Annotated in this window: 1 protein-coding gene; it reads right to left on the bottom strand. The window is 37.8% G+C overall.

All coding sequences use genetic code 11. The features are described 5' to 3' along the window. A partial coding sequence (locus CXF78_RS00730) for a patatin-like phospholipase family protein (RefSeq protein WP_102035707.1) occupies nt 1-1091 on the bottom strand: 1091 nt, incomplete at its 3' end. Nucleotides 1092-1332 lie beyond the last annotated feature (241 nt).

The raw sequence follows: 1332 nt of genomic DNA, 5'->3' as shown, positions 1-1332 counted from the left end.
ATTCTATCCATTGCATCTTGATAGCCTAAATCAATCAAGGTGGTGGTATAGCTTTTTTCGAATAATAAGTATGACACAATACTTGAGTCAGACTGTCTGTTAATACCAAATAATTTCAATAAAGTTTTGATTGCAAAAGGCATGTCATCATAAAACCGTTCCGCAATTCGGCTTAAATCTTGACTTGGTTTCATCACTAAAGTATCGATATGGCGTAAGTTCAAGGTTTCACGGTCTTGTGGGGATATCATTGATAAGGTGTTGTTGACCCGTTGCAGACGCTCTAAATCGCTGTTCAATGTATCCGAAAAAATGGTATCTAATAAATGTCCGGCGATTGTTGCTGTTTTAGGGTGATATTCAAACTCGATGGGAAAGTGTTTGTGTGGGCTGTCTAAATTAATCACAAATATTTTATTAGCGCCAAGGTGGATTGGGCTTGATAGTGGTGATAATTGATGGACAGACCCATCACCATAATAGGCTTGATTAAGTTTAATTGATGGGAATACCATCGGAATAGCTGAGCTTGCAAGTAAGTGCTCAGTATTTAATAAACTGCGAATACCGACTCGTCTAGCACGTTGCCAATCATCAATGTGTTCGTTACCTTGATAGAAAGTATATGAACGTGAATTGTTGTAGCATGAGGAGTCGATACTGATAGCTTTGAGTGCATCATTACCAATATTACGATCAATTCTTTTAAAATCGATAAGATTATTCAGCAACTCTCGTAAGGGTTGATTATCCAGCAGGCTACCTGCATCAGTATTGACTTTGTCATCTTGAAGACCTTTGATAGCCATTCGTCCCAAATGTCTCAACACTTGAGGGATAGACGTGCGATAGACTTTATGGGTTTCAAAATGACGCCACACCCAATCCAGTTTTTTTATGGCTAAATGGAAGCAAGATGCATGGGTTGCTATCGATATTGCATTAATGGCACCAGCAGATGTACCACAAATAATATCAAATGGGACATTATGATTGCGCGGGTAAAACTGCACTAGCGCTTTTAATACGCCAATTTGATATGCAGCCCTGGCCCCACCACCTCCTAGTACTAATGCTGTTGATACTGGCAATCTCGATCCTTTAATCTGTTAAGCATGCTTGATTCTAGTATGAATTCTTTTTGTGTTATACACCAGCTACCAATAAGTCGACTATGTTATTTATTGTCTATACTTTATCAATATTCTATTTATTCTAGGCGTAAACCTCTTAAAAATGAACAGTAGAACATGGATATGATCGCCCCTGTACAAAGTAAATCGAGATAGATAATAAGATCTAAACTGGTTTTTTTCTCGTATGTCTATATTT

It is taken from the genome of Shewanella sp. 11B5 (assembly GCF_002836795.1).
Classification (GTDB): domain Bacteria; phylum Pseudomonadota; class Gammaproteobacteria; order Enterobacterales; family Shewanellaceae; genus Shewanella; species Shewanella frigidimarina.
The sequence above is the reverse complement of the archived record's forward strand: the minus strand, read 5'-3'. Positions and strand labels throughout refer to the sequence as shown.